The 25,177-nt window shown below is 63.8% G+C and carries 20 protein-coding genes; 1 reads left to right on the plus strand and 19 read right to left on the minus strand.

Annotated features, from left to right (window positions below):
* Positions 1–64: 64 nt before the first annotated feature.
* From rpsQ to rpsL, 15 genes are all read right to left on the minus strand, one after another.
* Positions 65–313 carry a 30S ribosomal protein S17 gene (rpsQ, locus tag HL666_RS05270; RefSeq protein ID WP_008963469.1) on the minus strand — a complete coding sequence of 83 codons (249 nt, stop codon included), beginning with the start codon at positions 311–313 and terminating at the stop codon, positions 65–67.
* A 10-nt stretch (positions 314–323) separates the two neighbouring features.
* Entirely contained in the window at positions 324–530 is a 207-nt protein-coding gene (rpmC, locus tag HL666_RS05275) for a 50S ribosomal protein L29 (protein WP_006611846.1), read from the minus strand.
* 5 nt (positions 531–535) lie between these two features.
* Positions 536–949, minus strand: coding sequence for a 50S ribosomal protein L16 (rplP, locus tag HL666_RS05280; RefSeq protein WP_006611845.1), 414 nt, complete (start codon positions 947–949; stop codon positions 536–538).
* A 40-nt stretch (positions 950–989) separates the two neighbouring features.
* Positions 990–1,700 carry a 30S ribosomal protein S3 gene (gene rpsC / locus HL666_RS05285; RefSeq protein ID WP_012045041.1) on the minus strand — a complete coding sequence of 237 codons (711 nt, stop codon included), beginning with the start codon at positions 1,698–1,700 and terminating at the stop codon, positions 990–992.
* Between the two features lie 21 nt (positions 1,701–1,721).
* Positions 1,722–2,102 carry a 50S ribosomal protein L22 gene (gene rplV / locus HL666_RS05290; protein WP_006611843.1) on the minus strand — a complete coding sequence of 127 codons (381 nt, stop codon included), beginning with the start codon at positions 2,100–2,102 and terminating at the stop codon, positions 1,722–1,724.
* A gap of 10 nt (positions 2,103–2,112) precedes the next feature.
* Positions 2,113–2,391: a 30S ribosomal protein S19 gene (rpsS, locus tag HL666_RS05295; RefSeq protein ID WP_006611842.1), complete on the minus strand. Its 279-nt coding sequence runs from the start codon at positions 2,389–2,391 to the stop codon at positions 2,113–2,115.
* A 12-nt stretch (positions 2,392–2,403) separates the two neighbouring features.
* Positions 2,404–3,237: a 50S ribosomal protein L2 gene (rplB, locus tag HL666_RS05300; RefSeq protein WP_006611841.1), complete on the minus strand. Its 834-nt coding sequence runs from the start codon at positions 3,235–3,237 to the stop codon at positions 2,404–2,406.
* Positions 3,238–3,249: 12 nt separating this feature from the next.
* Positions 3,250–3,549, minus strand: a complete 300-nt coding sequence (locus HL666_RS05305) for a 50S ribosomal protein L23 (RefSeq protein ID WP_172108066.1) — start codon at positions 3,547–3,549, stop codon at positions 3,250–3,252.
* The gene (rplD, locus tag HL666_RS05310; RefSeq protein ID WP_172108064.1) at positions 3,546–4,166 is read right to left on the minus strand and encodes a 50S ribosomal protein L4; all 621 of its coding nucleotides are present in this window, start codon (positions 4,164–4,166) and stop codon (positions 3,546–3,548) included. Before rplD ends, HL666_RS05305 begins: the two co-directional genes overlap by 4 nt.
* Positions 4,167–4,886, minus strand: a complete 720-nt coding sequence (gene rplC, locus HL666_RS05315) for a 50S ribosomal protein L3 (protein WP_006611838.1) — start codon at positions 4,884–4,886, stop codon at positions 4,167–4,169.
* 57 nt (positions 4,887–4,943) lie between these two features.
* A complete protein-coding gene (gene rpsJ / locus HL666_RS05320; RefSeq protein ID WP_002712302.1) occupies positions 4,944–5,252 on the minus strand; it encodes a 30S ribosomal protein S10 in 309 nt (102 codons plus the stop codon).
* 91 nt (positions 5,253–5,343) lie between these two features.
* Complete coding sequence (tuf, locus tag HL666_RS05325) at positions 5,344–6,534, minus strand: elongation factor Tu (RefSeq protein ID WP_006611837.1); 1,191 nt, start codon at positions 6,532–6,534, stop codon at positions 5,344–5,346.
* A gap of 39 nt (positions 6,535–6,573) precedes the next feature.
* The gene (fusA, locus tag HL666_RS05330) at positions 6,574–8,646 is read right to left on the minus strand and encodes an elongation factor G (RefSeq protein ID WP_172108062.1); all 2,073 of its coding nucleotides are present in this window, start codon (positions 8,644–8,646) and stop codon (positions 6,574–6,576) included.
* Positions 8,647–8,679: 33 nt separating this feature from the next.
* Positions 8,680–9,150: a 30S ribosomal protein S7 gene (gene rpsG / locus HL666_RS05335; RefSeq protein ID WP_015667620.1), complete on the minus strand. Its 471-nt coding sequence runs from the start codon at positions 9,148–9,150 to the stop codon at positions 8,680–8,682.
* A gap of 29 nt (positions 9,151–9,179) precedes the next feature.
* Positions 9,180–9,551, minus strand: coding sequence for a 30S ribosomal protein S12 (gene rpsL, locus HL666_RS05340; protein WP_006611834.1), 372 nt, complete (start codon positions 9,549–9,551; stop codon positions 9,180–9,182).
* Between the two features lie 802 nt (positions 9,552–10,353).
* On the opposite strand from rpsL, the gene HL666_RS05345 reads away from it, so the two are divergent.
* Positions 10,354–11,565, plus strand: coding sequence for an FAD-dependent oxidoreductase (locus HL666_RS05345; protein WP_172180295.1), 1,212 nt, complete (start codon positions 10,354–10,356; stop codon positions 11,563–11,565).
* 36 nt (positions 11,566–11,601) lie between these two features.
* On the opposite strand, the gene HL666_RS05350 is transcribed toward HL666_RS05345, so the two are convergent.
* From HL666_RS05350 to rpoB, 4 genes are all read right to left on the minus strand, one after another.
* A complete protein-coding gene (locus tag HL666_RS05350; protein WP_172180296.1) occupies positions 11,602–13,680 on the minus strand; it encodes an ABC transporter ATP-binding protein in 2,079 nt (692 codons plus the stop codon).
* 199 nt (positions 13,681–13,879) lie between these two features.
* Entirely contained in the window at positions 13,880–15,946 is a 2,067-nt protein-coding gene (locus tag HL666_RS05355; protein ID WP_172108056.1) for an FAD-dependent oxidoreductase, read from the minus strand.
* Between the two features lie 342 nt (positions 15,947–16,288).
* The gene (rpoC, locus tag HL666_RS05360) at positions 16,289–20,488 is read right to left on the minus strand and encodes a DNA-directed RNA polymerase subunit beta' (protein ID WP_172108054.1); all 4,200 of its coding nucleotides are present in this window, start codon (positions 20,486–20,488) and stop codon (positions 16,289–16,291) included.
* A gap of 136 nt (positions 20,489–20,624) precedes the next feature.
* On the minus strand, positions 20,625–24,743 hold the full coding sequence (rpoB, locus tag HL666_RS05365) for a DNA-directed RNA polymerase subunit beta (protein WP_172108052.1): 4,119 nt from the start codon (positions 24,741–24,743) through the stop codon (positions 20,625–20,627).
* Between the last annotated feature and the right edge of the window lie 434 nt (positions 24,744–25,177).

Below are 25,177 nucleotides of genomic sequence, written 5' to 3' on the forward strand. Positions count from 1 at the left end.
AGCTGCGCCTTTTCTGATCCCGAAAGCGAAACCGGCCCCTTCAATCAGGGCCGCGTCTCACGACTCAGGCGGTTTTCTTATGCTCGCCGCGGACCACCGTCCAGCGCTTGAGCTTCGAGATCGGCTTGCTCTCCTCGATCCAGACCATGTCGCCCGGCTTGAACTCGTTGTTCTCGTCGTGGGCGTGGTAGTTCTTCGAGCGGCGGATCGTCTTCTTGTAGATCGGGTGGGTGAAGCGCCGGTCGACGCGCACGACCACCGTCTTGGCCTGCTTGTCGCTGACGACAACGCCCTGGAGGGTCCGTTTCGGCATGTCGAGCCTCTTACTTCGTCTTGGCGCGCTGCTGCGCGGCGATGGTCTTGATACGGGCGATGTCGCGGCGCGCTTCACGCAGGCGGGCGGTGTTCTCGAGCTGCCCGGTGGCGCGCTGGAAGCGCAGGTTGAAGCGCTCCTTCTTCAGATTGACGATCGCATCGTCCATCTGATCGGGGCTCATCGCGCGAATGTCGGCAATCTTCATCTCGGCCATGACCATTACTCCGCAATGCGCTCGACGAAGCGCGTCTTGATCGGCAGCTTGGCGGCGGCCAGCGTCAGCGCCTCGCGCGCGATCTGGTTGCTGACACCATCGATCTCGAACATCACCCGGCCCGGCTTGACGCGAGCCACCCACAATTCCGGCGAGCCCTTGCCGGAGCCCATGCGGACTTCGGCCGGCTTCTTCGACACCGGCAGGTCCGGGAACACCCGGATCCAGACGCGGCCGGCGCGTTTCATGTGACGGGTCAAAGCACGACGGGCGGCCTCGATCTGGCGCGCGGTGACGCGATCCGGCTCCATCGCCTTCAGCCCGAACTGGCCGAAGGCCAGCGTCGCGCCCGAGGACGCAACGCCGTGGATACGGCCCTTATGCGCCTTTCGGAACTTGGTCTTCTTTGGTTGCATCATGGCTTTGAGCCCTCAAACCTGTCTTGTCGCGGCTGATCGATCAGGCCGCGTCGCGGCGCGACCGGGGCTGCGAGCTCTCGCCGCCGCCTTCGTTCATCCGCTTGTCCTGTGCCATCGGATCGTGCTCAAGGATCTCGCCCTTGAAGATCCAGACCTTCACGCCGCAGGTGCCGAAGGTGGTGAACGCGGTGGCCACACCGTAGTCGATGTCGGCGCGCAGCGTGTGCAGCGGCACCCGGCCCTCGCGATACCACTCCATGCGGGCGATTTCCGCGCCGCCCAGACGACCCGAGCAGTTGATGCGGATGCCCTCGGCGCCGAGACGCATCGCCGACTGCACGGCGCGCTTCATGGCGCGGCGGAACGCGACGCGACGCTCGAGCTGCTGAGCGATCGACTCGGCGACCAGCGTGGCATCGAGCTCCGGCTTGCGGATCTCGACGATGTTGATGACGACGTCAGACGACGTGATGTCGGCGACGCGCTTGCGCAGCTTGTCGATGTCGGCGCCCTTCTTGCCGATCACGACGCCGGGACGCGCCGAGTGGATCGTGACGCGGCACTTCTTGTGCGGACGCTCGATCACGATGCGGGCGACGGCCGCCTGCTTGAGCTCCTTGTGCAGGATCTCGCGGATCTTGACGTCCTCATGCAGCAGCTTGCCGTACTCGGCCTTGCCGGCGAACCAGCGCGAATCCCAGGTCCGGTTGATGCCGAGACGCAGACCGATCGGATTGATCTTTTGACCCATCGTATTCTCCCAGCGCCTGCTTTAAGCGCTCGCCTCGACCTGACGCACAATGATCGTCAGCTGCGAAAACGGTTTGAAAACTCGGCCCGAACGGCCACGGCCGCGCGGCGAGAAACGCTTCATCACGATTCCCTTGCCGACGAAAGCCTGCGAGACGACGAGATCGTCGACCTCGAGCTCGTGGTTGTTCTCGGCATTGGCGATCGCCGATTCCAGGCACTTCTTGACGTCGACCGCAATCCGCTTGCGCGAGAACTGCAGGTCGGCGAGGGCTGCCGACGCCTTGCGGCCGCGGATCATCTGCGCCACCAGGTTCAGCTTCTGCGGGCTCACCCGAAGCATCCGGGCCACAGCCTTGGCCTCGTTGTCGGGGAGGCTCCGTTCGCGCTTTGGTTTGCTCATCGCTTAATCCTCAAGCCTTCTTGGCTTTCTTATCGCCCGAATGGCCGTGGAAGGTGCGGGTCGGCGAGAACTCGCCGAACTTGTGGCCGACCATCTCTTCGTTGATCGCCACCGGCACGTGCTTCTGGCCGTTGTAGACGCCGAACGTCAGGCCGACGAACTGCGGCAGGATGGTCGAGCGGCGGCTCCAGATCTTGATGACGTCGTGACGGCCGGACGCGCGCGCCGCATCTGCCTTCTTGAGCAGCGACGCCTCGACGAACGGGCCTTTCCAGACTGAACGAACCATGTCCGTCGTTCCTTACTTCTTCCGCTTGTGGCGGCTCAAGAGAATGAATTTGTCGGTCGACTTGTTGGTGCGGGTCTTCTTGCCCTTGGTGGGCTTGCCCCATGGAGTGACCGGGTGACGACCGCCCGAGGTACGGCCTTCGCCGCCGCCGTGCGGATGGTCGATCGGGTTCATCGCGACACCGCGGTTGTGCGGGCGACGGCCCATCCAACGCTTGCGGCCGGCCTTGCCGATCGAGGTGTTCATGTGGTCCGGGTTCGACACCGCACCGATGGTGCCGCGGCAGCGGCCATGCACCAGGCGCTGCTCGCCCGAGTTCAGGCGGACGATCACGTAGTCCTGGTCGCGACCGACGATCTGGGCATAGGTGCCGGCCGAACGCGCGAGCTGGCCGCCCTTCCCGATCTTGACCTCGATGTTGTGGACGATCGTGCCCACCGGCATGTTGCCGAGCGGCATGACGTTGCCCGGCTTCACGTCGACATAATTGCCGGCGACGATGGTGTCGCCGACCGCCAGGCGCTGCGGCGCCAGGATGTAGGCGAGCTCGCCGTCCTGGTACTTGACCAGGGCGATGAAGGCCGTCCGGTTCGGGTCATACTCCAGGCGCTCGACGGTCGCGGGAACGTCGACCTTGTCGCGCTTGAAGTCGACCGTGCGGTACGACTGCTTGTGGCCGCCGCCGAGGAAGCGAACCGTGATGCGGCCGGTGTTGTTGCGGCCGCCGCTCGACTGCTTGCCCTCGGTCAACGCCTTGACCGGCTTGCCCTTGTACAGGGCCGAACGATCGACCATCACCAGCTGGCGCTGGCCCGGCGTCGTGGGATTGAATGTCTTCAGTGCCATGGCAGCTCAGCCTTACAGTCCGGTGGTGACGTCGATCCGGTGGCCCTCTTCGAGGGTCACGATCGCCCGCTTGCTGTCCGATTGCGAACCGAAATTGCCGCGGAACACCTTGGTCTTGCCCTTGCGGACGAGCGTATTGACGCTCTTGACCTTGACGTCGAACAGCTTCTCGATCGCTTCCTTGATCTGCGGCTTGGTCGCCTTGGCGGCCACCTTGAACAGAACCTTGTTGTGCTCCGAGGCGAAGGTCGCCTTCTCGGTCACGACCGGCGCGATGATGATGTCGTAGTGGCGCGGATCGATGGTCTTCATTTGAAGCGCGCCTCCAGCGCATCGATCGCCGCCTTGGTCAGCACGAGCTTCTGACGGCGCAGGATGTCATAGACGTTGATGCCCTGGATCGGCAGTACATCCATGTTCGGGATGTTGCGGGCGGCATTGGCGAAACCGGTGTGCAGCTCGGCGCCGTCGATGATCAGCGCATTGGTCAGGCCGAGACCGGAGAAGTGTCCGATCAGCGCCTTGGTCTTCGCCGCCTCGAGGGTGGCGTTCTCCAGCACGACCAGATCACCGTCCTTGGCCTTGGCCGACAACGCATGCTTCAGCGCCATTGCACGGACCTTCTTCGGCAGGTCGGTCGCATGCGAACGCACGACCGGACCGAAGGCGCGGCCGCCGCCACGGAACTGCGGCACGCGGGCCGAGCCGTGACGAGCACCGCCGGTGCCCTTCTGCTTGTACATCTTCTTGCCGGTGCGCCAGATCTCGGCGCGGCCCTTGGCCTTGTGGGTACCGGCCTGGCGTTTGTTGAGCTGCCACTGGACGCAGCGCTGAATGATGTCAGCGCGCGGCTCCAGACCGAAGATGGCGTCGGACAGCTGGACGGAGCCGGCTTCCTTGCCCTCGAGCGTGGTGACTTTCAGTTCCATTTATGCGCCCTCCTGCACGGCCGGCGCTTCGGCAGCCTGCTCACCCGCGACCTTGAACTTGCCGGGCTTCGGCGCTTCCTTCGGCAGCGGCTTCTTCACGGCGTCGCGCACCGAGATCCAGCCACCCTTGGAGCCGGGCACCGCGCCTTCGACCAGGATCAGGCCGCGCTCGACGTCCGTCTGCACCACACGCAGGTTCAGCGTGGTGATGCGGTCGACACCCATGTGACCGGGCATCTTCTTGTTCTTCCAGGTCTTGCCGGGGTCCTGACGGCCACCGGTCGAACCGATCGAACGGTGCGAGATCGACACACCGTGCGTGGCGCGCAGACCGCCGAAGTTCCAGCGCTTCATGCCGCCGGCGAAGCCCTTACCGACCGAGGTGCCGGTGACGTCGACGAACTGACCGACGACGAAGTGGTCGGCCTGGATCTCGGCGCCGACCGGGATCAGCGAGTCCTCGCTGACACGGAATTCGGCGAGCTTGCGCTTCGGCTCGACCTTGGCGACCGCGAACTGGCCGCGCTCCGCCTTCGGCATGTAGACCGTCTTGCGGCTGCCGCTGCCGAGCTGCAGCGCGACGTAGCCGTTCTTCTCGGTGGTGCGGTGACCGACCACCTGGCAATTGCCGAGCTTCAGCACGGTCACGGGGATATGTTCGCCGGTCTCCGTGAAGACCCGCGTCATCCCGACCTTTTGTGCGATCACTCCGGAGCGCATCGGCGTGCTTCCTGTTCTTCTCTATGTCCGCGAAAAGGCGAACGTGAATCCAAAAACTTAGAGCTTGATCTCGACGTCGACGCCGGCGGCCAGATCGAGCTTCATGAGAGCATCGACGGTCTGCGGGGTCGGATCGACGATGTCGAGCAGGCGCTTGTGGGTGCGCATCTCGAACTGCTCGCGGCTCTTCTTGTCGACGTGCGGCGAACGGTTCACGGTGAACTTCTCGATGCGGGTCGGCAGCGGAATGGGTCCGCGAACCTGCGCGCCGGTCCGTTTCGCCGTGTTGACGATCTCGCGCGTCGACGTATCGAGGATACGATGGTCAAACGCCTTGAGACGGATGCGGATATTTTGGCCGTTCATTGCCGTATCTTTCTGTGAGTAGTGAGTGGCGAGTAGCGAACGGCGAATGGATAATCTCCATTCGCCACCCGCCATTCCCTATTCGCTGTTGTTACTCGATGATCGAGGCGACGACGCCGGCGCCGACGGTACGGCCGCCTTCACGAATGGCGAAGCGCAGCTTCTCTTCCATCGCGATCGGCACGATCAGGTGCACTTCCATCGCGATGTTGTCGCCCGGCATCACCATCTCGGTGCCTTCCGGCAGATGAACGACGCCGGTCACGTCGGTCGTGCGGAAGTAGAACTGCGGGCGATAGTTGGTGAAGAACGGGGTGTGGCGGCCGCCCTCTTCCTTGGTGAGGATGTACGCCTCAGCCTTGAACTTGGTGTGCGGCTTGACCGAACCCGGCTTGCAGAGAACCTGGCCGCGCTCGACGTCCTCACGCTTGGTGCCGCGGAGCAGCGCACCGATGTTGTCGCCGGCCTGGCCCTGATCGAGCAGCTTGCGGAACATCTCGACGCCGGTGACGGTGGTCTTCTGGGTCGGACGGATGCCGACGATCTCGATTTCCTCACCGACCTTGATGATGCCGCGCTCGACACGGCCGGTCACCACGGTGCCGCGGCCCGAGATCGAGAACACGTCTTCGACCGGCATCAGGAAGGGCTGATCGATCGGACGCTCCGGCTGCGGAATGTACTCGTCGACATTGCGCATCAGCTCGAGGATGGCGTCGTGGCCGAGCTTCTTGTCCGAATCTTCCAGAGCGGCCAGCGCCGAGCCCTTGATGATCGGGATCTTGTCGCCCGGGAATTCGTACTTCGAGAGCAGCTCGCGAACTTCGAGCTCGACCAGCTCAAGCAGCTCCGGATCGTCGACCATGTCGCACTTGTTGAGGAACACGACCAGCGCGGGCACGCCGACCTGGCGGGCGAGCAGGATGTGCTCGCGGGTCTGCGGCATCGGGCCGTCAGCGGCCGACACGACCAGGATCGCACCGTCCATCTGGGCGGCGCCGGTGATCATGTTCTTCACGTAGTCGGCGTGGCCGGGGCAGTCGACGTGCGCGTAGTGGCGGTTCTTGGTCTCGTACTCGACGTGAGCCGTCGAGATGGTGATGCCGCGGGCCTTCTCTTCCGGCGCCTTGTCGATCTGGTCGTAGGCAGTGAACGTCGCACCGCCCGTCTCGGCCAGGATCTTGGTGATGGCAGCCGTCAGCGAGGTCTTGCCATGGTCGACGTGACCGATGGTGCCGATGTTGCAGTGGGGCTTGTTACGTTCAAATTTAGCTTTGGCCATTTGACTCTCCGTTCAGTCGCTAACTTGAGCTCGCGACAATCAGGCAAACTTCTTCTGGACTTCCGCCGACACGTTGGCCGGCGCTTCAGCGTAGTGCGAGAACTGCATCGTGAAGGTCGCGCGACCCTGGCTCATCGAGCGCAGGTTATTCACGTAACCGAACATGTTCATGAGCGGCACCATCGCGTTGATGACGTTGGCGTTGCCGCGCATGTCCTGGCCCTGGATCTGGCCACGACGCGAGTTCAGGTCGCCGATGACCGAACCGGTGTAGTCTTCCGGGGTCACGACCTCGACCTTCATGATCGGCTCGAGCAGAACCGACTTGCCCTTCTGCAGCGCTTCGCGGAAAGCCGCGCGGGACGCGATTTCGAAGGCCAGCGCCGACGAGTCGACGTCGTGATACTTGCCGTCGACCAGCGCGACCTTGACGTCGACCACCGGGAAGCCGGCAACAACGCCCGCGCCGAGCACACTCTCGATGCCCTTTTCGACGCCGGGGATGTATTCCTTCGGAACCGCACCGCCGACGATCTTGGACTCGAACACGTAACCGCCGCCCGGCTCGTTCGGCTCGACCACGAGGCTCACGGCCGCGAACTGGCCCGTGCCGCCGGTCTGCTTCTTGTGGGTGTAGTCCACATTGGCCGGCTTGGTAATGCGCTCACGGAACGCCACCTGCGGCGCGCCGATGTTCGCATCCACCTTATAGGTGCGCTTCAGGATGTCGACCTTGATGTCGAGATGGAGCTCGCCCATCCCCTTGAGGATGGTCTGGCCCGACTCGTGGTCCGTCGACACGCGGAAGGACGGATCCTCCGCGGCCAGCTTCGCCAGCGCGACACCGAGCTTCTCCTGGTCGGCCTTCGACTTCGGCTCGATCGCGATCTCGATGACCGGCTCCGGGAATTCCATCTTTTCCAGGATCACCTGGTTGGACGGATCGCACAGCGTGTCACCGGTGCGGGCTTCCTTGAGGCCTGCGAGAGCGACGATGTCGCCGGCATAGGCTTCCTTGATGTCCTCGCGATTGTTCGCATGCATCAGCAGCATGCGGCCGATGCGCTCCTTCTTCTCGCGGGTCGAGTTCACGACGCCGGTGCCCGAGGTCAGGATGCCCGAATAGATGCGGCAGAACGTGATCGTGCCGACGAAGGGGTCGTCCATGATCTTGAACGCCAGCAGCGCCAGAGGCTCCTTGTCGTCCGCCTTGCGCACGACTTCGTTGCCCTTGTCGTCGGTGCCCTTGATCGCGGGCACGTCGAGCGGCGACGGCAGGTAGTCGACGACCGCGTCGAGCAGGGGCTGAACGCCCTTGTTCTTGAAGGCCGAGCCGCACAGCACCGGATAGAAGGCTCCGGTCAGCACCGCCTTGCGGATCAGCTTCTTGAGCGTCGCCTCGTCCGGCTCCTTGCCGTCGAGGAACGCGGTCAAGGCATCGTCGTCGAGCTCGACGGCAGCTTCCACCAGCTTCTCGCGATATTCCTTGGCCTGATCGGCCAGATCAGCCGGGATCTCGGCGTAGTCGAACTTCGCGCCGAGCGCTTCGTCGTTCCAGACGATCGCCTTCATCGTCACGAGGTCGATGCAGCCCTTGAAGTTGTTCTCGGCGCCGATCGGCAGCTGGATCGCAACCGGCTTCGCGCCCAGGCGGTCGACGATGTCGGCCAGGCACTTGAAGAAGTCGGCACCGGTCTTGTCCATCTTGTTGGCGAAGACGATGCGCGGCACCTTGTACTTGTCGCCCTGACGCCAGACGGTCTCGGTCTGCGGCTCGACGCCCTGGTTGGAGTCGAGCACGCATACGGCACCGTCGAGCACGCGGAGCGAACGCTCGACTTCGATGGTGAAGTCGACGTGGCCGGGGGTGTCGATGATGTTCAGGCGCTTGCCATTCCAGAACGCGGTGGTGGCAGCGGAAGTGATCGTGATGCCACGCTCCTGCTCCTGCTCCATCCAGTCCATCGTCGCGGCACCTTCGTGCACTTCGCCGATCTTGTGGCTCTTGCCGGTGTAATACAGGATGCGCTCGGTCGTCGTGGTCTTACCGGCGTCGATATGCGCCATGATACCGAAGTTACGATAGTCTTCGATGGCGTGTTGGCGGGGCATGGATCTGTTCCCTGATTTCCGTTCGGGCCGCTGTTACCAGCGGTAGTGCGAGAAGGCGCGGTTGGCTTCCGCCATCCGGTGCACGTCTTCACGCTTCTTCACGGCGTTACCCCGATTGTTCGAGGCATCGAGCAGCTCCGCCGAAAGCCGCTCGGTCATGGTCTTCTCGTTGCGGTCGCGGGCCGCCGAGATCAGCCAGCGAATGCCCAGCGCCTGCCGGCGGGTCGAGCGAACTTCGACCGGCACCTGGTAGGTCGCACCACCGACGCGGCGCGAGCGCACTTCGATCGTCGGCATGACGTTTTCCAGCGCCTGCTCGAACACCGTCAGCGGGCTCTGCTTGGTCTTGGACTCGATGATGCCGAACGCGCCGTAGACAATACCTTCGGCGACCGACTTCTTGCCGGCGTACATCACCGAATTCATGAACTTGGTGACGATGATGTTCCCGAACTTCGGATCCGGAAGCACTTCACGCTTTTCGGCTGAATGGCGACGCGACATGTGATCTTTTCCCGCTTTTCTCGAACGTCTTACTTCGGACGCTTCGCGCCATACTTCGAACGGCGCTGCTTACGGTTCTTGACGCCCTGGGTATCCAGCACGCCGCGGAGGATGTGGTAGCGAACGCCCGGCAAGTCCTTGACGCGACCGCCGCGGATCATGACCACCGAGTGCTCCTGCAGGTTATGGCCCTCACCCGGGATGTAGCCGATCACCTCGAAGCCGTTGGTCAGGCGCACCTTGGCGACCTTACGAAGCGCCGAGTTCGGCTTCTTCGGGGTCGTGGTGTAGACGCGCGTGCAAACGCCACGCTTCTGCGGCGACTGCTGCAGCGCCGGCACCTTCTTGCGCGACTTCTGCACTTCGCGCGGATTTGCGATCAGCTGGTTGATCGTCGGCATCTTGGCCTTCACCCTTCTCAACGTTCGAACGGAGACCGTGACCGGCTTCCGCAAATTCTGTTCGAGGTTCCCCGCCTCACCGGGCCGCCTCGCGCGAAAAACCCGCGCAAAACGAAATCGCGCCAACCATTCATCGCTGAACGGAAAGCGCTTGACGCCACAGAGGACCGCGATCACCCCCCTTCAGCTTGCGCTGACGGCGGCCTACCGAGGTCATGCATCCGAAATTGGTCTCAAGAGAACGAGCTCAAGAGATCGAATATCGTTTTGGCATTGCCTAGCTATGATCGACAGCGTTTGAGCGGCATTCGTCGAGGTTGGTGCCCGTCTTGCCCTGTTAGAGGCGGTCCGGGTGATCCGTACCGACGCTGGCGAAGCTCACCGCCTGTCGTTGAGTGCCGGCCTTTTATAAGCGGTAAAACCCCAAGTCAAGCAAAACGACGCCGCAGGACGCGCAAACCGCTCTTTCGGGAGCCGGCCACCACACCCCATCGCCCGCTCGGTACCGGCCATCAGGTCAGCCTCACCTATTCACTCAATGCTGCCTTTCAAGTCCATGTTGTCGCTGCAAGATTGGTCTCCTGGCAGAATCGCTTTCAATGATGCCGGTGCGAGACAAAGGGCCTGACGGCCACTTGTGCTGCCGCCCGCCGCGCGACCGGCGGGCCGCCATGCTCCGCAGCCTGGCAGGCGGTGGCCGCCCGGCGAATCCGTCCGTTCACGCTCAGCAACAGGCTGAAACAACAGAGCTAAGGCTTTGTTCGGCTTTGGCGGACAGGATGGCGCCGCAACGAGGCATCCGGTGACCCGATATACCGACATTGCGATCATTGGCGGCGGTCTGGCGGGCTCGATTGCGGCCGGCATGCTGGGGCGGGCAGGCATACCTGCGGTTCTGGTCGATCCGCACCCGGTCTACCCGCCGGACTTCCGAATCGAGAAGATCTCCGGCGCCGAGCAGATCGCGCGCTTCAGGCGCACGGGGGGCGCCGACCTGGCGCTGCGCCGTGCGACATTGGCGTCCGAGAACTGGATCGCGCGATTCGGCTACGTGCTCGACAAGGCGCCGGTCCATCAATACGGGATCGTGTACGATGCGCTGGTCGCGGCGGTCCGGGAGGAGGTTCCCGGCGCCGTCGCGCGAATCGTCGCCAAGGCGGTCGCGATCAACCCCAGCGAAGACCGCCAATCGGTCACCCTGTCGAACGGAGAGATCCTCTCCGCCCGTCTGGTCGTGCTCGCCAACGGCCTGAATGTCGGGCTTCGTCACATGCTGGGAATCACCCGCAGGATCACCAGCCCAGCCCACTCGATCTCGGTCGGCTTCGATCTGGTGCCGATCGGGCGCCCCACCTTCCCGTTTCCGGCCATGACCTATTTCCAGGAGCGGGCCAGCAGCCGGGTGCCCTACGTCACGCTGTTCCCGATCGGCGACCGCATGCGGGCCAATCTGTTCGCCTATCGCGAGGTCGACGATCCCTGGCTGCGGGCCGTCCGGCACGACCCGGTCAAGATGCTGCAGGCCGCCCTGCCCGGCCTTAAGCGGATCACCGGCGACTACGCCGTGACCGGCGAGGTCAAGGTCCGGCCGGCCGACCTCATCATCAACAGCGGCTATCGCATGCCCGGCGTCGTCCTGGTCGGCGACGCGTTCTGCACCACCTGCCCGGTCACGGGTACGGGCTCCGACAAGGTGTTCACCGATGTCGAGCGCCTGTGCAACGTGCACATCCCGCGCTGGCTCGCCACCGACGGGATGAGCGAGGGCAAGATCGCGGCGTTCTACGACGATCCGGTCAAGACAGCCTGCGACGCGTGGTCGCTCGACAAGGCCTGGCGTTTCCGAGAGGTCTCGATCGGCACCGGCCCGTATTGGCTGGCGCAGCGCTGGGCGCGGTTTGCGGTCTCGCTCGGCCGCGGCGTGCGACACCGACTTGAAAGCGCGGGGCTCCAGGCGGGTTCTCGTAGCCCGGAAGAGCGCAGCGATATCCGGGGTCTCACCAAAAGCTCGTGAGACCCCGCATGTCACTGCGCTCATGCGGGCTGCGGGTCACTCCTCATCGTCCTCATCGTCCTCGAGGTCGTCTTCCTCTTCCTCTTCCTCGTCCTCGTCGTCGCTGTCGTCATCCGCCTGAGCGAGCCGGCTCGGCTGGTGGCCCTGGTCGTCCCAGAGCTTGCGATAGGTACCGTTCTTGGCCAGCAGCTCGGCATGGCTGCCGCGCTCGATGGCGCGGCCGCCGGAGATGACGATGATCTCGTCCATCTCGACCACCGAGGTCAGGCGGTGGGTCGACCAGATCATGGTGCGGCCCTTGGCGACCTTGAGCAAGGTGCGGTTGATCGCGGCTTCCGTGGTCTGGTCGAGCGCCGAGGTCGCCTCGTCGAGCAGCAGCACCGAGGGATTGCGGATGATGGCCCGGGCGATCGCGATGCGCTGGCGCTGGCCGCCGGACAGCGTGTCGCCGCGCTCGCCAACGAGGGTGTCGTATTTCTGCGGCAGGCTCATGATGTAGCGGTGGATCTCGGCCTTCTTGGCCGCTTCCTCCACCTCCTCGTCGGTCGCCCCCTCCTTGCCGAGCCGGATGTTCTCGCGCAGCGACATGTTGAACAGCATGTTCTCCTGGAACACGACGGCCATGCTGCCGCGGAGCGAATCGCGCGTCACCTTGCGGATGTCGACGCCGTCGATCGTCACGCGCCCCTCGTCCGGGACGTAGAGCCGCAGGATCAAATTGAGCAGCGTGCTCTTGCCGGAACCGGAGGGCCCGACGATCGCGATGCGCTTGCCGACATCGAGCTTGAGGCTGAGATTGTCGAGCACCGGCGTCTCACTGCCCTCGTACTGGAAGCTGACGCGCTCGAAGGTGATGTCGTGGCTGATGCGCGGCAGGTCCGGCGCGCCCGGCCGGTCCGCGCCGCGCGTCGGCTCGTCCAGCAGCTCCTGCATGTGACGGATCGCGGCCGCCGAGGAGATCGACACCGGCACGAAATGCATGACGTGGGCAATGTTGTAGGACACCTCCCAGAACGCGCTCTCGAAGGTGACGAAGGTGCCGATCGTGATCTGGCCCTTGGTGGCGAGATAGGCGCCGATCGCCAGCACCACGAGATGCAGCAGCAGCACCGCGATCGTCACCGAGCGCTCGACCATCGTCGACAGGAACATCGCATCTGCGATCTTTCGCCGCGCCTCGTCGTTGCGGAAGGAGAACCAGCCGAACACCTTGCGATGCAGGCTGAAAGCCTTGATGACCGCCTGCGCCGCGATGTTCTCCTGGATGACGCCAAGCAGCGAAGCCTCGTTGAGCTTCTGCTCGTAATTGGCCTGCACCGCCTTGGGCGTCAGGATGCGCGGCCCGATCAGGGTGATCGGGAACACCAAGAGCGCGATCGCCGCGAGCTGCCAGTTGAGAAACAGCATCAGGACAATGCCGGCGATGAGCTCGAGCAGCGGCAGGGCCGCGCTGTTGACGAAGGTCTTGACCACGCCCTCGAAGGCCGACATGTCGACCGAGAAGCGTGACAGGATCTCGCCGCGCTTGGTGCGCTGGAAATAGGCTGCCGGCAGGTTCTGCACGTGATCGAACAGACGCGTGCGGACATCCGAGATGATGCCGGCCGCCAGACGCGCATCCCAGCGCTCATAGAGCACGGCGACGATCGAGGTGAAGATGCCGGCCGCGGCCAGCACGCCGAGGATGCGGTAGAGCGCCTCGAAATCCTCCTCGCCGAGCGCGTCGTCGATCAGGAACTTCAGGCTCAGCGGCATGATGACGTTGAACAGCGTCTCGATCAGCACGCCGATCGTCACGAAGGCCAGCATCTTCTTGTACTTCGCCAGCAGCGGCGAGACGAAGCCATAGATCGTCGCCAGCGCGCCGGCGGCCTCGCGGGCCGTGTAGACGACGAGATCCTCGTCGTCGTCATCGTCGTCGAGATCGAGAGCGGCCTCTTCGCCCTCCTCCTCATCATCGTCGCCGGCGATAGGGGCCTTGTCGCTCGCGGCCGCCTTTGGTGTTCCGGCTTTTGGAACCGCGGGCTTGGCCGCAGCCGTCATCGCGCGCTTGTCAGCAGGATCATCTGCCGATCCGGACTTCTGATTTTCCGGCGGTGAAGATTTGGGCGCCATTCAACGAACCGATCCTGTACGGCCCCGAAGCCGTCACGGATTAAAGCGGCCCGGCTTTAACACCTGTGCTGGCCTCCCGCCAGCGTTCTCGCGACATGGTGCCGCAGCCGCCGAGAGCACGGCGTGCCGCTGTCGCGCAATCAGCACAGTTCATCGGGCCGGGTTACGACGAGCGCGCCAGCAGCCGTGCGTCCCGCTGTCAGTCCTCGTCGTCCTCGACCTTGTCGAAGAACGAATAGCGCAGGCTGTCCGCGTCGGCATACCACCGACCAGGCCCCTTGTTGGCCGCCAGGGTCGCAGCCCACACCTCGTCGGTGCAGTCGCGGCGGTGCATCGCCAGATCGAAACCGTTGCCGAAGAACAGCTCGGACCATTCCCACCAGGTGCCGAGCTTCTTGACGCCGCGCAGCAGGTCGTAACGGTCGACCAGCGCCGGCGCCATGTCCGAGGTGATCGAGCCGAACACCAGGCCGGTCTTGACCACCCGGTTGAGCTCGCGAATCGCCCGGGCCACCTGCTTGTCGCCGAGATGGCACAGACTGGTCTCGAACACGAAGTCGAACTCGCCGGCCTTGAACGGCAGATCGGTGATCGAGCCGAGCTTGTTGTACTTCTTCAGCGCCTTCGGCGTCTTGCCGTGAATGTAGCGGTTGTTCTCGACGCCCCAGGCATCGATGCCGCGCTCGCGCAGCGCGCCGATCAGTTCGCCGCTGGCCGAGCCTGCGACCAGGAGCTTGTAGCCCTTGCCCTTGCTGGCACGGTTCCAGACGATCTTGATCAGGCTGGTCAGATAGTCTGGATCGGTGAAGTGGGACCATGATTCGCCGTATGGCCCCTGCCCGCGATAGTTGTCGAAGTAGTCGCGGTCGATCTTGTCCGACAGTGGCGCTTCGGCCTGCGAGCGGGCACGGCGCAACCGCATCATCTCGGTGAGGATGATGTCGGTGGCTGCATCGGACGAATCCAGCAGGCCGTTCAGGGTTGAGTCGAACAGGTAGTCGCCGACCACCACGATCCCCGGATGCTCCTTCGGCTCGGGCCGGTGATTCGTCATGACGTCGCGCACCGGCAGGCCGCCGGGCAGCGCATTGACCGACGACAGCCAGCGGTGGATCTTGCCTTCCATGAAGTGCGCCCGAGCGTCGCCAAGCGCCGCCGGCAGCGACTTCAGGGCGGCATCGATCAGCTCCTGGTCCGAGAGGTTGGCGAAGGCGAGCGCATCGGACCCGGCGATCAGCCAGTTCAGCACGCCGTGCTTGCCGACGTCGTGGCGCGAGCCCTCGTTGTAGATGCAGCAGCCGCCGAACGCTTCCGACATGAACCAGGACCCCGGGATCCGGTCGCCCCAGAACGGCTCGTCGAACAGGATCGAGACCCGCAGATAATGCGCAGGCCGGTCGAAATAAGCGATGTGCTTGATCATCGACTGGCGCAGCTTCTCGCCGTCCCAGCCGACGGTCGACAGCCAGGAATGTGGCAGACAGACCAGCACGAGATCGAACTCGCGCGTCTCGGGGCCCTTGCCGTTCATCATGTTGAGCCGGTAGCGACCCTGCTCGGTCTTGCCGATGCGCAGCACGCGGTGATTGAGCTGGATGTCGGCGTCGACCTCGGAGCGCAGGCACTCGATCAGTTGCTCATTGCCGTTCTGGATCGAATACAGGCCGATGTAGTCGTCGATATCCATCACGAAGTTCTTGAGGGCGTTGAGGCCGTTGGTGTTGTGGGCCTCGGTCGCGAGATCGGAGCGCGACATCACCTTGAAGAAGCGCTTGGCGGTGGGGTCCTCGACCTCCTCGTCGAGCAGCTCCTCGCAGGTCTTGTAGGCCCATGGGTGCTCGTTGTCATGGGCGCCGACGCCCTCGTAATATTCGACCGGCGACATCACGTCGGCGCAACGCTTGCGGAACGCTTCGACGGCGGCCGCCGTCTTCGGCCCGTATTTGCGGCGCAGCCCCGGCACGTCGTCGAGCAGCTCGCCATCGAGTTGCACCTGCAAGGCGTCCATCGGGATCGTCTGCAGGCCGAAATGCTGGATCAGTTCGCGCAACGGATCGGGGCCGGTCATGGAGTAGTCGTAGATTTCGGCTACACCCGCTTCATACATGGCCGGCGCGCTGTCGAACTTGCGCGTGACGATCTTGCCGCCGAGCCGGTCGGACGCTTCGAAGATCGTCACCTTGCAGAGATCGCCGAGCTTCCGCCTCAAGTACCAGGCGCTCATCAGGCCGCCCGGACCGCCACCAACAATCGCAAGGTCAAGCATCGAAGTTCCGCCATCTCCGGCTGTCAGCAACGTTGCCGGTCGTCCATGTCACGGGTCCTGCCACCCACACCCTCGGCGCCCGACCAGCCATAGCGTATCGCTCTCCGCATGGTTTGCGCCTGAGCAAATCAGCGCATCGCATCGCGGTCGACGGACATCACGTCGGCGGATCAGGCGTTACCAGAAGCGCCATTTTCCCTGAAGGGAAGATGAACAAGGAAGGTGCAGCGCTGCAACAGGAGAAGATAATGTTAAAAAAGGCCGGCAAAAGCCGGCCTTTTTCTATGCTCGATGAACGCGCGGCAGAACCAGGCACCGCTGGCCGGCTCGCCGCTCGTTCGCTTACTCCGCCGGGGGCAACGCCAGCGGCTGCGGCTCGGGCTGCGACGGCACGATCGCCGCCTGCTTCTCGCGCTCGTCCAGAATCAGCTTGTCGCGCTTGAGAGCGACTTCGCGGATGCGGGCCATCGAGGCGCCGGTGCCGGCCGGGATCAGACGGCCGACGATGACGTTCTCCTTCAGACCCTCGAGCGGATCGATCTTGCCGTTGACGGCCGCCTCGGTGAGGACGCGGGTGGTCTCCTGGAACGAAGCCGCCGAGAAGAACGACCGGGTCTGCAGGCTCGCCTTGGTGATGCCGAGCAGAACCGGATTGCCGGTCGCAGGCTTCTTCGCCTCCTCCACGGCCTTCGCGTTCAGCGCGTCGAACTCGATCTTGTCGACCTGCTCGCCGGCAATCATGTCGGTGTCGCCCTGGTCGGTGACCTCGATCTTCTGCAGCATCTGACGGACAATCACCTCGATGTGCTTGTCGTTGATGAGCACGCCCTGGAGCCGGTAGACCTCCTGGATCTCGTTGACCAGATAGGCCGCGAGCTCCTCGATGCCCTTGATCGCCAGGATGTCATGCGGCGCCGGGTTGCCTTCGACGATGAAGTCACCCTTCTCGACGATGTCGCCATCCTGCAGATGGATGTGCTTGCCCTTCGGGATCAGGTACTCGCGCGGCTCCTCGGTCTTGTCCACCGGCTCGATCGAGATGCGACGCTTGTTCTTGTAGTCGCGGCCGAACCGGATGGTGCCGGCGATCTCGGCGATGATCGCGGCATCCTTCGGCTTGCGCGCTTCGAACAGCTCCGCCACCCGCGGCAGACCGCCGGTGATGTCGCGCGTCTTGGCGCTCTCGGTCGAGATACGTGCCAGGATGTCGCCCGGCTTGACCGTCGAGCCGACGTCGACCGACAAAATCGCATCGACCGACAGCATGTAGCGGGCATCGCCACCGCGGGCGAGCTTGAGCACCTTGCCGTCCTTGCCCTTGATCACGATCGCCGGACGCAGATCCGCGCCACCGCGCGTTCCGCGCCAGTCGATGACCACGCGCTTGGCGATACCGGTGGATTCGTCCAGCGTTTCCGAGATCGAGAGGCCTTCGGTCAGATCCTCGAACCCGATCGTACCCTCCGCTTCCGTGAGGATCGGACGGGTATACGGATCCCACTCGGCGATGCGCTGGCCGCGCTTGATCGTGTCGCCGTCGTCGACATGCATACGCGCGCCGTACTGGATACGGTGCGTCGCACGCTCGGTGCCGTCGGAATCGACGATCGCAACAACCATGTTGCGGACCATCGCGATCAGGTGACCCTCGCTGTTGCGAGCGATCGCCTTGTTGCGGATCACGACCTTGCCTTCGAAGTTCGATTCGACGAAGGACTGCTCGTTGAGCTGCGCGGCGCCGCCGATGTGGAACGTGCGCATCGTCAGCTGCGTACCCGGTTCACCGATCGACTGCGCGGCAATGACGCCGACAGCTTCACCATGATTGACCGGAGTACCGCGGGCCAGGTCGCGACCGTAGCACATCTTGCAGATGCCGTTGACGAGCTCGCAGGTGAGCGCCGAACGGATCTTCACCTCCTGCACGCCAGCCTGCTGGATGGCGTCGATGTGGCTCTCCTCCATCAAGGTGCCGGCCTTGATCAGCACATTGCCGGTGGCCGGATCACGCACGTCATCGCAAGGCACGCGGCCGAGGATGCGCGAGCCGAGCGAGGCCACGATGGTGCCGGCGTCGACGATGGCGCGCATCTTGATGCCGAGATGGGTGCCGCAATCGTCCTGCGTGATGATGCAGTCCTGCGCGACGTCGACCAAACGACGGGTCAGGTAACCCGAGTTCGCGGTCTTCAGCGCGGTGTCCGCGAGGCCCTTGCGCGCGCCGTGGGTCGAGTTGAAGTACTCGAGAACCGAGAGACCTTCCTTGAAGTTCGAGATGATCGGCGTCTCGATGATCTCGCCCGACGGCTTGGCCATCAGGCCGCGCATGCCGGCGAGCTGACGCATCTGGGCCGGCGAACCGCGGGCACCGGAATGCGACATCATGTAGATCGAGTTGATGTCGGCATCAGCCCCCGTCGCCGTCTTCTTGGTGACGGAGATCTCCTTCATCATCTCCTTGGCGATCTCTTCCGAGGCCTTCGACCAGGCGTCGACGACCTTGTTGTACTTCTCGCCATGGGTGATCAGACCGTCATTGTACTGCTGCTCGAAATCCTTCGCCAGCGTACGCGTCGTGTCGACGATCTTCCACTTGCCGGCCGGCACGACCATGTCGTCCTTGCCGAACGAGATGCCCGCCTTGAAGGCGTTGTAGAAGCCGAGCGCCATGATGCGGTCGCAGAAGATCACCGTCTCCTTCTGACCGCAATGACGGTAGACCTGATCGATGACGCCCGAGATCTCGCGCTTGGTCATCAGCTTGTTGATGACCTCGAACGTCACGCGCGGATGCTTCGGCAGCAGATTGCCGAGCATGACCCGGCCAGCGGTGGTCTCGATCCAGCGCTTGGCGATCTTGCCTTCCTCATTCATCCCCTCCCAGCGGTACTTGATCTTGCTGTGGAGATGGATGGCCTTGGCGTGCAGCGCATGCTCGAGCTCGGCCATGTTGCCGAACGCCATGCCCTGGCCGGGCATGCCCTCGCGCATGATCGAGACGTAGTAGAGACCGAGCACGATGTCCTGCGATGGCACGATGATCGGCTGGCCGTTCGCCGGGTGCAGGATGTTGTTGGTCGACATCATCAGGACGCGCGCTTCCAGCTGCGCTTCGAGCGACAGCGGAACGTGCACGGCCATCTGGTCGCCGTCGAAGTCGGCGTTGAAGGCCGAGCAGACCAGCGGATGCAGCTGGATCGCCTTGCCCTCGATCAGCACCGGCTCGAACGCCTGAATGCCCAGGCGATGCAGCGTCGGCGCGCGGTTCAGCAGTACCGGATGCTCGCGGATGACCTCGTCCAGGATGTCCCAGACCTCGGGGCGCTCCTTCTCGACCAGCTTCTTGGCCTGCTTGACGGTCGTCGACAGGCCCTTGGCGTCGAGCCGCGAGTAGATGAACGGCTTGAACAGCTCGAGCGCCATCTTCTTCGGCAGGCCGCACTGATGCAGGCGCAGCTCCGGACCGACGACGATGACCGAACGGCCCGAATAGTCGACGCGCTTGCCCAGCAGGTTCTGACGGAAGCGGCCCTGCTTGCCCTTGAGCATGTCGGCGAGCGACTTCAGCGGACGCTTGTTGGCGCCGGTGATGACGCGGCCGCGGCGGCCGTTGTCGAACAGCGCATCCACCGCTTCCTGAAGCATGCGCTTCTCGTTGCGGATGATGATGTCCGGCGCGCGCAGCTCCATCAGCCGCTTCAGGCGGTTGTTGCGGTTGATGACGCGGCGGTAGAGGTCGTTCAGGTCCGAGGTCGCGAAGCGGCCACCGTCGAGCGGCACCAGCGGCCGCAGATCCGGCGGGATCACCGGAACCACGGTCATGATCATCCATTCCGGCTTGTTGCCGGAGTGGCGGAACGCCTCGACGATCTTCAGGCGCTTGGCGAGCTTCTTGTGCTTGATGTCGGAGTCGGTCTCCTGCATCTCGGCACGCAGCGTCTGCTCGAGCTTTTCGAGCTCGAGGCCGCGCAGCAGCTCACGGATGGCCTCGGCGCCGATCATGGCGGTGAAGCTGTCCTGGCCGTACTCGTCCTGCGCCTTGAGGTACTCGTCCTCGGACAGCAGCTGACGGTCCTTGAGCGCGGTGAGACCCGGCTCGAGGACGACGTAGTATTCGAAGTACAGGATCCGCTCGAGATCCTTCAGCGTCATGTCGAGCAGCAGGCCGATGCGCGACGGCAACGACTTCAGGAACCAGATGTGCGCGACGGGAGCGGCGAGCTCGATGTGACCCATGCGCTCGCGCCGGACGCGCGACAACGTCACCTCGACCGAGCACTTCTCGCAGATGATGCCCTTGTACTTCATCCGCTTGTACTTGCCGCACAAGCACTCGTAGTCCTTGATCGGTCCGAAGATGCGGGCGCAGAACAGGCCGTCGCGCTCCGGCTTGAAGGTGCGGTAGTTGATCGTTTCCGGCTTCTTGATCTCGCCGTAGGACCAGGACAGAATCTTCTCCGGAGACGCAATCGAGATCCGGATCTGGTCGAAGACCTGAGCCGGCGTCGTCGGATTGAAGAGATTCATAATTTCTTGGTTCATCGTATTCTCCTCGCGGACCGATCGGGGGTCAGCCGCAAATTCGAAAATCTCTTGGCAGACGGCGCCCTGCCCCGACCCGCGGGAAGAAGGCGCCGGCACCCGGCCGTCAGAGGACGGCCGGGCCTGATGTCTTGAACTACTCGGCGGCTTCCGACGTCGGCGCCGGTCCGAGCTTGGAGTTGTGCAGGTCGACGTTGAGGCCGAGCGAGCGCATTTCCTTGACCAGCACGTTGAACGATTCCGGAATACCGGCCTCGAACGTGTCGTCGCCGCGCACGATCGCCTCGTAGACCTTGGTGCGGCCGGCGACGTCGTCCGACTTCACCGTCAGCATCTCCTGCAGCGTGTAGGCCGCGCCATAGGCTTCGAGCGCCCACACCTCCATCTCACCGAAGCGCTGGCCGCCGAACTGGGCCTTGCCGCCCAGCGGCTGCTGGGTGACCAGCGAGTACGGACCGATCGAACGCGCATGGATCTTGTCGTCGACCAAGTGGTGCAGCTTCAGCATGTAGATGTAGCCAACGGTGACCTTGCGGTCGAAGGCATCGCCGGTGCGGCCGTCATAGACGGTCGACTGACCCGAGGCGTCGAGCCCGGCGAGCTTCAACATCTCCTCGATGTCGGCCTCCTTGGCGCCGTCGAACACCGGAGTCGCGATCGGCACGCCGCGGCTCAGATTGTGACCAAGCTCGATCAACTCGTTGTCGTTGAGCGACTTGATGGTCTCGTCCTCGCCGTAGATGCGCTTCAGGGTCTCCTTCAGCGGCTTGACGTCCTGCTTCGACAGATACGCATCCACCGTCTGCGCGATGCGCCGGCCCAGGCCCGCGCAGGCCCAGCCGAGATGCGTCTCGAGGATCTGGCCGACGTTCATGCGCGAAGGCACGCCCAGCGGGTTCAGCACGATGTCCGCATGGGTGCCGTCCTCCAGGAACGGCATGTCCTCGATCGGCACGATCTTGGACACGACGCCCTTGTTGCCGTGCCGGCCGGCCATCTTGTCGCCCGGCTGGATCTTGCGCTTCACGGCGACGAAGACCTTGACCATCTTCATCACGCCCGGCGGCAGCTCGTCGCCACGCTGCAGCTTCTCGACCTTGTCGAGGAAGCGCTGTTCCAGCCCCTTCTTCGACTCGTCGTACTGCTTCCGCATGGCCTCGATCTCGGCCATCAGCTTGTCGTTCGGCGAGGCGAACAGCCACCACTGCGACTTCGGATACTCGTCGAGCACCGCACGGGTGATCTTGGTGTCCTTCTTGAAGCCCTTCGGCCCCGAGATGCCCTGGCGGCCGTCCAGCATGTCGGCGAGACGGCTGTAGACGTTGCGGTCCAGGATCGCCTGCTCGTCGTCGCGGTCCTTGGCGAGACGCTCGATCTCTTCCCGCTCGATCGCCAGCGCACGCTCGTCCTTGTCGACGCCGTGACGATTGAACACGCGGACCTCGACGATCGTGCCCTGCACGCCCGGCGGCACCCGCAGCGAGGTGTCACGAACGTCGGAAGCCTTCTCGCCGAAGATGGCCCGCAAGAGCTTTTCTTCCGGCGTCATCGGGCTCTCGCCCTTCGGCGTGATCTTGCCGACCAGGATGTCGCCGGCGCGCACTTCCGCGCCGATATAGACGATGCCGGCTTCGTCGAGGTTCTTCAGCGCCTCTTCCGACACGTTCGGAATGTCGCGCGTGATTTCCTCCGGACCGAGCTTGGTGTCGCGGGCCATCACCTCGAATTCCTCGATGTGGATCGAGGTGAAGACGTCCTCCTTCACGATCCGCTCGGAGAGCAGGATGGAGTCCTCGAAGTTGTAGCCGTTCCACGGCATGAACGCGACCAGCACGTTACGGCCGAGCGCGAGCTCGCCGAGATCGGTCGACGGACCGTCAGCGATGATGTCGCCCTTCTTGACGATGTCGCCGACCTTCACCAGCGGACGCTGGTTGATGCAGGTCGACTGGTTCGAGCGCTGGTACTTCATCAGCCGGTAGATATCGACGCCCGACTTGGTCGGATCGAGATCTTCGGTGGCGCGGATGACGACGCGGGTCGCGTCGATCTGGTCGATCACGCCCGAGCGGCGGGCCGCGATCGCGGCGCCCGAGTCACGGGCCACCACGCCCTCCATGCCGGTGCCGACGAACGGCGCCTCGGCGCGAACCAGCGGCACCGCCTGGCGCTGCATGTTCGAGCCCATCAGCGCGCGGTTGGCGTCGTCGTTCTCGAGGAACGGGATCAGCGCCGCGGCCACCGAAACCAGCTGCTTCGGCGACACGTCCATGTAGTCGACCTTGTCCGGCGTCATCGGCACGACTTCGCCAGCGTGACGGCAGACCACGAGGTCCTCGGTGAAGCGGCCCTTGGCATCGAGCGGCACGTTGGCCTGCGCGACGCGGTAGCGCCCCTCTTCCATGGCGGACAGATACACCACCTCGTCGGTGACGCGGCCATCCTTGACCTTGCGGTAGGGCGTCTCGACGAAGCCATACTTGTTGACGCGGGCGAACGTCGCCAGCGAGTTGATCAGGCCGATGTTCGGACCTTCCGGCGTCTCGATCGGGCAGATGCGGCCGTAATGCGTCGGATGCACGTCGCGCACCTCGAAGCCGGCGCGCTCGCGGGTCAGACCGCCCGGTCCAAGCGCCGACAGACGGCGCTTGTGGGTGATCTCCGACAGCGGGTTGGTCTGGTCCATGAACTGCGACAGCTGCGACGAGCCGAAGAATTCACGCACGGCAGCGGCGGCAGGCTTGGCGTTGATCAGGTCCTGCGGCATCACGGTGTCGATATCGACGCTCGACATGCGCTCCTTGATGGCGCGTTCCATGCGCAGCAGACCGATGCGGTACTGGTTCTCCATGAGCTCGCCGACCGAGCGCACGCGGCGGTTGCCGAGATGGTCGATGTCATCGATCTCGCCCTTGCCGTCGCGCAGGTCGACCAGGGTCTTGATGACCGCCAGGATATCTTCCTTGCGCAGCGTACGCTGGGTGTCCGGCGCATCGAGCTCGAGGCGCATGTTCATCTTGACGCGGCCGACCGCGGAGAGGTCGTAGCGCTCGGCGTCGAAGAACAGCGACTGGAACATCGCCTGCGCGGAATCCAGCGTCGGCGGCTCACCCGGACGCATCACGCGGTAGATGTCGAACAGCGCATCCTCACGCGTCATGTTCTTGTCGGCCGACAGCGTGTTGCGGATATAGGGACCGACATTGACGTGGTCGATGTCGAGCAGCGGCAGGTCCTTGTAGCCCTGCTCGTTCAGCACCTTGAACAGCTTGTCGGTGATTTCGTCGCCGGCCTCGGCGTAGATCTCGCCGGTCTTCGGGTTGACGAGATCCTCGGCGATGTAGTTGCCGAGCAGCTCCTCGTCCGACATACGCAGCGCCTTCAGCCCCTTCTCCTGGAGCTGGCGGGCGGCACGGACGGTGAGCTTCTTGCCGGCCTCGAGCACGACCTTACCGGTGTCGGCATCGATCAGGTCGTTGACGGTCGAGTAGCCGCGGAAGCGGTTGGCGTCGAACGGAACGCGCCAGCCTTCCTTGATGCGCTTGTAGATCAGCTTCTTGTAGAAGGTCGACAGGATCTGCTCGCCATCGAGGCCGAGCGCGAACATCAGCGACGTCACCGGCAGCTTGCGGCGACGGTCGATGCGCGCGAACACGATGTCCTTGGCGTCGAACTCGATGTCGAGCCAGGAGCCGCGATACGGGATGACGCGGGCGGCGAACAAGAGCTTGCCCGACGAATGGGTCTTGCCCTTGTCGTGGTCGAAGAACACGCCGGGCGAACGGTGCATCTGCGAGACGATGACGCGCTCGGTGCCGTTGACGATGAAGGTGCCGTTCATGGTCATGAGCGGAATGTCGCCCATGTACACGTCCTGCTCCTTGATGTCCTTGACCGACTTGGCGCCGGTCTCCTCGTCGATATCGAACACGATGAGACGGAGCGTCACCTTGAGCGGCGCAGCGAAGGTCATGCCGCGCTGGCGGCACTCGTCGACGTCGTATTTCGGGGGCTCGAACTCGTAGCGGACGAACTCGAGCATCGAGGTGCCCGAGAAGTCGGAGATCGGGAACACCGAACGGAACACCGCCTGCAGGCCCTCGTCCGGCCGGCCGCCCGTGGGCTCGTCCACCATCAGGAACTGGTCGTAGGATGCCTTCTGAACCTCGATGAGGTTCGGCATCTCCGCGACTTCCTTGATGTGTCCAAAGAACTTGCGAACGCGTTTGCGACCGGTGAATGTCTGCTGCGCCATCGTGGCCTCTCATGTCGTCGCCCGGAGGGGCGATCCTTCCGAAACAGCGGCTGCCACCGCCATCCCGGGTTGAATTTCGATCCATTTCGAAGGTCTGAGGCACAGAACGCGGAACGGAAACGTCCCAGATCTGTTCTTCACACCGCCAAAACGCAAAACGACGCGCGAGGCGCGAGGACGCACCCGCTCGTCAGAACCATCTCGTCACGGACTGCAAAAGCCCGAAATTGCCTATCTCCCAACGGCTTACGACGGAAACGCCACTCCATCGTCAAAACCGGCTTTTCGTGCTGCCGACCCAATATGGGTTGACACTAGTCGAGATTCGAGAGCGACGCCCCCAAATCTCCACACTTTTCCGTGTTCGGCCCGCAGCGGATGTTTCCGTTGCACGCCTTTTGCAACGATTCCGGCCGACCCGGATACCCCCGCAA

Origin of the sequence: Bradyrhizobium aeschynomenes, assembly GCF_013178945.1 — a bacterium.
Lineage (GTDB): Bacteria > Pseudomonadota > Alphaproteobacteria > Rhizobiales > Xanthobacteraceae > Bradyrhizobium > Bradyrhizobium aeschynomenes.

What these genes read in the sequence shown, in the direction of transcription:
- rpsQ (WP_008963469.1), bottom strand. Translation starts at nt 313, where the DNA reads ATGCCGAAACGGACCCTCCAGGGCGTTGTCGTCAGCGACAAGCAGGCC.
- rpmC (WP_006611846.1), bottom strand. Translation starts at nt 530, where the DNA reads ATGGCCGAGATGAAGATTGCCGACATTCGCGCGATGAGCCCCGATCAG.
- rplP (WP_006611845.1), bottom strand. Translation starts at nt 949, where the DNA reads ATGATGCAACCAAAGAAGACCAAGTTCCGAAAGGCGCATAAGGGCCGT.
- rpsC (WP_012045041.1), bottom strand. Translation starts at nt 1,700, where the DNA reads ATGGGTCAAAAGATCAATCCGATCGGTCTGCGTCTCGGCATCAACCGG.
- rplV (WP_006611843.1), bottom strand. Translation starts at nt 2,102, where the DNA reads ATGAGCAAACCAAAGCGCGAACGGAGCCTCCCCGACAACGAGGCCAAG.
- rpsS (WP_006611842.1), bottom strand. Translation starts at nt 2,391, where the DNA reads ATGGTTCGTTCAGTCTGGAAAGGCCCGTTCGTCGAGGCGTCGCTGCTC.
- rplB (WP_006611841.1), bottom strand. Translation starts at nt 3,237, where the DNA reads ATGGCACTGAAGACATTCAATCCCACGACGCCGGGCCAGCGCCAGCTG.
- HL666_RS05305 (WP_172108066.1), bottom strand. Translation starts at nt 3,549, where the DNA reads ATGAAGACCATCGATCCGCGCCACTACGACATCATCATCGCGCCGGTC.
- rplD (WP_172108064.1), bottom strand. Translation starts at nt 4,166, where the DNA reads ATGGAACTGAAAGTCACCACGCTCGAGGGCAAGGAAGCCGGCTCCGTC.
- rplC (WP_006611838.1), bottom strand. Translation starts at nt 4,886, where the DNA reads ATGCGCTCCGGAGTGATCGCACAAAAGGTCGGGATGACGCGGGTCTTC.
- rpsJ (WP_002712302.1), bottom strand. Translation starts at nt 5,252, where the DNA reads ATGAACGGCCAAAATATCCGCATCCGTCTCAAGGCGTTTGACCATCGT.
- tuf (WP_006611837.1), bottom strand. Translation starts at nt 6,534, where the DNA reads ATGGCCAAAGCTAAATTTGAACGTAACAAGCCCCACTGCAACATCGGC.
- fusA (WP_172108062.1), bottom strand. Translation starts at nt 8,646, where the DNA reads ATGCCCCGCCAACACGCCATCGAAGACTATCGTAACTTCGGTATCATG.
- rpsG (WP_015667620.1), bottom strand. Translation starts at nt 9,150, where the DNA reads ATGTCGCGTCGCCATTCAGCCGAAAAGCGTGAAGTGCTTCCGGATCCG.
- rpsL (WP_006611834.1), bottom strand. Translation starts at nt 9,551, where the DNA reads ATGCCGACGATCAACCAGCTGATCGCAAATCCGCGCGAAGTGCAGAAG.
- HL666_RS05350 (WP_172180296.1), bottom strand. Translation starts at nt 13,680, where the DNA reads ATGGCGCCCAAATCTTCACCGCCGGAAAATCAGAAGTCCGGATCGGCA.
- HL666_RS05355 (WP_172108056.1), bottom strand. Translation starts at nt 15,946, where the DNA reads ATGCTTGACCTTGCGATTGTTGGTGGCGGTCCGGGCGGCCTGATGAGC.
- rpoC (WP_172108054.1), bottom strand. Translation starts at nt 20,488, where the DNA reads ATGAACCAAGAAATTATGAATCTCTTCAATCCGACGACGCCGGCTCAG.
- rpoB (WP_172108052.1), bottom strand. Translation starts at nt 24,743, where the DNA reads ATGGCGCAGCAGACATTCACCGGTCGCAAACGCGTTCGCAAGTTCTTT.